Origin of the sequence: Vibrio sp. 1180_3 (genome assembly GCF_029478545.1) — a bacterium.
Lineage (GTDB): Bacteria > Pseudomonadota > Gammaproteobacteria > Enterobacterales > Vibrionaceae > Vibrio > Vibrio aestuarianus.
Map to the genome: position 1 here is coordinate 1 of NZ_SJFM01000074.1, position 4,300 is coordinate 4,300.

Consider the following 4,300-nt stretch of genomic DNA (forward strand, 5'->3'; position numbering starts at 1 on the left):
CCTGTTTTACGGTTTAAGTTAACCAAGAATTTGAGGGTAAAAATGCTCATTTGCCGACAACACAAAACGAATAGCCGGAGAAATCCCAAAAGATTGAACCCCTAAATTTACCTGAGTTGCATAACGCTGCATTAAGGTGCGAACAACGCTAAATCTCCAAACCCAAACCACTCCACCTTAAACACTAAAGCCAAATTTAAACTGAAGTCGCCAAGCGTTGTGAGTCACTCTTGAATGCCTTGTTATGTCACGACCAAAGTCAGTCAAATTTAAGTGAAATATTCTTTTAATACAATAAGGTAGCTGTAAATAGACAAAAAATCGAAGCCGAAGTATTTGTTATCGCACTACCTTGAGTAGCGCTAGCGCGATCTCTTGAATTGTCGCGCAATTAAGGATCGCGAAAGCGCCTCAAGGTTAGCATGGAAATAACTAATATTCGTCCTTTTTGCCGTCTTTCTTCCACCCCGTTAGATTACACTCAAACTTGAGTATCATTACCGTACATCCAACCTGTGATGACCGTCGTGTCATAACGCCCAATTAAGTGGTGAACAACGCACTAACCAAGCCGCTGCATTGCACCGTAAAACACTTTACCTAACGCATAGTAAAACTGCCACGCGTTGAGAATCCACTTGAATTGCTTGTTATGTGAATTTTACCGTGAATTCAAAGTAAACCACCGTAGAAAGGAAGAGATTTGAATAACTTACGTGCAAAAACGATGCTAATCAAACCCTAAATTTTACAACGATTTTAGCCAAAGAGAGCCACTTACAGAATCAACAACAAAGAAAGCGCCCTTTCAGCAACCGCTAAATTTTTTTCGTCACCAGATTTTCAGAGCTGAATGTCAGCAAGAAAACCAGTCAAAAGGACATTTCAATTAAAGCGATTTGAAACTGACAAAACTCAACACAAGCCAGAACCAAAACTTAATTGAGGCACCCCAAGAACCTTGAAAACGATCAATCTCAGGTTGTTCAAGAATCCATTTCGACCAAGACTACTTGCCGAAAAAACGGAACGAATTCTCAATGAAATCGTAGAGTTAACCCTAAAAACTCATCAAACACATAACGCCCGCTTAAGTGGTGAGCAACGCAATGCGATGTTTCCGCAGACCACCTTAATCACTAAAATCAACGCACAGTAAAAATGCCACGCGTTGCGAATCCGTCTTAAAGCGTTTGTTATATTTTTACGGTTGATAGGGCTGATTAAATGCATTACACCAGCGTAGATAAGGGTCTGAAAATTCGACTTTTTTCGGGCTAAACGCATGCTGGTCGTATGGCCAATAATTTTTTGCATGATTTTTCAGCCATTCAACTGTATCGACATATTCCTCATGGCTTTGATCGGACAATATTTCTAACACACTCTGATAACCATATAAGCCACCACTATCTTCTGGTGGACAAGCCATTTTTCCGTCTAAGCATTGAGGGAAAGTAGAATCTAAGGGAGCTAAAAACATACCAACCAAAGTGATTTCGTGATGCCAACTATCACCAAAATCATAAACATAATCAATAGTATTGCCCAGGGATGTGAAATATTTTTTGGCCGAAAGTTCCCAACCTGCAATTATACTTTCATCATGCTCTGACTCGGGAAGACCGATCCGCTTACCTTTTGTAGGACCAGCTTTTCTTGGAGAAAATTCATGTAAATGGTAATCAAGCCAACCCATTGCATCTTGAATAGCAACATGCAATTCCCAGAAGTTGTAATGATCTGGCACATCAATTTCTCGCCAAATTTCCGGTTCGCTTCCCGAAAGAGAAACTCTGAATCGAAGAATCTTTTGATGCATAATTTATAATCCTATGAATTCAAATAAAAATATAACGCCCAATTAAGTGGTGAACAACGCACTGACCAAGTCGCTGCATTGCACCGTAAAACACTTTACTCAACGCATAGTAAAACTGCCACGCGTTGAGAATCCACTTGAATTGCTTGTTATGTGAATTTTACCGTGAATTCAAAGTAAACCACCGTGGAAATGAAGAGATTTGAATAAGTTACGTACAAAAACGATGCTGACCAAAACCTAAATTTCACAGCGATCTTAGCCGAAGAAAACCACTTACAGAATCAACAACAAAGAAAGCGCCCTTTCAGCAACCGCTAAACTTTTTGCTTCACCAGACTTTCAGTGCTGAATGTCAGCAAGCAAATCAGTCAAAAATGCATTTCAATTGAAGCGATTTGAAACCGATAAAACTCAACACAAACCAGATCCAAAACTCAATTGAGGCAACCCAAGAACCTTGAAAACGATCAATCTCAGATTATTCAAGAATCCATTTCGACCAAGCCAACTTGCCGAAAATACAGAACGAATTCTCAATGAAATCGTAGAATTAACCTCAAAAACCCATCAAACACATAACGCCCAATTAAGTGGTGAACAACGCACTGACCAAGCCGCCGCATTGCACCGTAAAACACTTTACTCAACGCATAGTAAAACTGCCACGCGTTGAGAATCCACTTGAATTGCTTGTTATGTGAATTTTACCGTGAATTCAAAGTAAACCACCGTAGAAATGAAGAGATTTGAATAAGTTACGTACAAAAATGATGCTTACCAAAACCTAAATTTCACAGCGATCTTAGCCGAAGAAAGCCACTTACAGAATCAAAAACAAAGAAAGCGCCCTTTCAGCCACAACAAAACCTTTTGCTTCACCAAACTTTCAGAGCTAAATATCAGCAAGTAAATCAGTCAAAAAAGCATTTCAATTAAAGCGATTTGAAACCTACAGAACTCAACACAAACCAGATCCAAAACTTAATTGAGGCAACCCAAGAACCTTGAAAACGATAAATCTCAGGTTGTTCAAGAATCCATTTCGAGCAAGCCAACTTGCCGAAAAAACGGAACGAATTCTCAATAAAATCGTAGAATTAACCTCAAAAACTCATCCAACACATAACGCTGCGTTAAGTGGTGAGCAACGCGACCACAATCCTAAACCATTGCGCCTTAAACACAAAACTCAACCTAGAGCCGAAACTCCCAAGCGTTGGGAATCCGTCTTAAACGCCTAGTTAGCTGCTGCACTTTCGCTAGCGAATTACGCCAAAATGCCAAATTTGAAACACATTATTGCTTTCAAATGACAAAGTAAAACGGACAGCTGTGAAATTAAAGCCTAATCCACGAAATGCGCTTTGCAAAGAAGAAATGGCAGAGGAAATCTCCATTCCTGAGCGTGGTAATTTGCAAAGAATTCTATCGAAAAAGCCAACGACAGAGCACACGAAATGAATTTAAGCATTCATGAATTTCAACAGCAAAGAAGCCGCGCCAATGAACTTAACAAACACAACATTTCCCGTAAGTAGACTTCGTTAAGTTCAAACGCTTCCCGAAAAATGCCACTGGCGAGATAGTTGAGAAGCTGAGATTTGTCCGGTGTGTAGCTAGAAAACCGAAAGCCTTTCCACCCTAAATTCACAGCTTTTCTTAACCCCAGCTAACGCCCGCTTAAGGGGCAGACAACGCTACTACCAAGCTTCCGCATAACACCGTAACCACAAAAACCAACGCATAGCAAAAATGCCGCGCGTTGGCTGTCCCTCTTGAAGCGTTTGTTATGTGCGTAGCCCATCAATGAACGCCCTAGCCTTTTTAGGGCTAGTTACCCTAACGAACTTTATGTGGCTGTACCTCGGGTCATTCAGTAACTCTTTGTAACGAATACGATTTGTTTTATACGTTTTCAACGTCCAGAGAATAATCGAATCTTTGCTAAGAAACGACTTTTTGAATGACTCGACATTACCGGCTTTACCCCAAAGTTCCTGTTTAGTCACAATACGAGTTAACGCTCGTTTCACAGCTTGGAATAGCGTCCTAGGAAAGGAATAGTCCACCCAAATGATGGTGTCAGCCCTAGCCCATTTGATTCCGGCTGTCCGGTTATAGTTGCCATCAAGCACCCATTGTTCGCAACTTAGACTCTCAGTTAGATTTGCGAAGAACTCTTCATCTGTAGACTCTTGCCAATTTGGCTTCCAAAATATCGCATCCATTTCCAAGTATGGGTATTTGAGCTTATTAGCAAGCTGGCGACTGAAAGTACTTTTCCCACTACCACTTGTACCTATTACATTAATTCTTTTCATCACCAAACCTGATTTGTTTGCCTAGCACATAACGCCCAATTAAGTGGTGAACAACGCACTGACCAAGTCGCTGCATTGCACCGTAAAACACTTTACCTGACGCATAGTAAAACTGCCACGCGTTGAGAATCCACTTGAATTGATTGTTATGTGA

The 4,300-nt window shown here is 40.6% G+C and carries 3 protein-coding genes; 1 reads left to right on the forward strand and 2 read right to left on the reverse strand.

The window, feature by feature from the left end; genetic code table 11:
• Positions 1–1,204: 1,204 nt before the first annotated feature.
• On the reverse strand, positions 1,205–1,822 hold the full coding sequence (locus tag EYW48_RS20415; RefSeq protein WP_239886626.1) for a plasmid pRiA4b ORF-3 family protein: 618 nt from the start codon (positions 1,820–1,822) through the stop codon (positions 1,205–1,207).
• A gap of 1,335 nt (positions 1,823–3,157) precedes the next feature.
• Here EYW48_RS20415 and EYW48_RS20420 point away from each other — a divergent pair.
• Positions 3,158–3,286, forward strand: a complete 129-nt coding sequence (locus EYW48_RS20420) for a hypothetical protein (RefSeq protein WP_277432967.1) — start codon at positions 3,158–3,160, stop codon at positions 3,284–3,286.
• Positions 3,287–3,612: 326 nt separating this feature from the next.
• On the opposite strand, the gene EYW48_RS20430 is transcribed toward EYW48_RS20420, so the two are convergent.
• On the reverse strand, positions 3,613–4,146 hold the full coding sequence (locus EYW48_RS20430) for a shikimate kinase (protein WP_277432968.1): 534 nt from the start codon (positions 4,144–4,146) through the stop codon (positions 3,613–3,615).
• Positions 4,147–4,300: the final 154 nt, after the last annotated feature.

Bases quoted from the DNA above. Each gene is read 5' to 3' on its own strand.
- EYW48_RS20430 (WP_277432968.1), bottom strand. From the start codon at position 4,146: ATGAAAAGAATTAATGTAATAGGTACAAGTGGTAGTGGGAAAAGTACT.
- EYW48_RS20415 (WP_239886626.1), bottom strand. From the start codon at position 1,822: ATGCATCAAAAGATTCTTCGATTCAGAGTTTCTCTTTCGGGAAGCGAA.